Here is a 413-nt window from a genome sequence, read left to right on the forward strand (position 1 = left end):
CTGTTAACCGTGATATATTTATTGAAAAACAAAAAGAAATTATGAAACAACCAGATTGGATCATCGACGGAAACTATACCTCAACGATGGACCTTCGTATAAAATATGCTGACATCGTTATTTTTCTTTATTATAAAACTTTGCGTTGTTTATATAGAATCATAAAAAGAAGAATTCAATACCATGGGCAAACTCGACCAGACATGGGAGATAATTGTAAAGAAAAATTAGATTGGGAGTTTGTTCATTATGTTCTACAATTCAATAAAAATCGTGCTCCCGCAATCTTGACCAAATTAGAATCTCTTAATGATAAACAAATATTTATCATTAAACATCCTAAACAACTAAAAGAATTAATTCACAATTTAAACGATGTTTCAATTGATTAGACCCCCTAAATAGTTTAAACT

General features: G+C 29.3%; 1 protein-coding gene. It reads left to right on the forward strand.

Annotated features, from left to right (window positions below; translation table 11 throughout):
• Nucleotides 1-392 (forward strand): P-loop NTPase family protein (locus CHM34_RS19515; protein ID WP_094266065.1); only part of this gene is annotated, 392 nt, incomplete at its 5' end.
• Nucleotides 393-413: the final 21 nt, after the last annotated feature.

The organism is Paludifilum halophilum, assembly GCF_002245355.1.
GTDB classification, from domain to species: Bacteria; Bacillota; Bacilli; order Thermoactinomycetales; family DSM-45169; genus Paludifilum; species Paludifilum halophilum.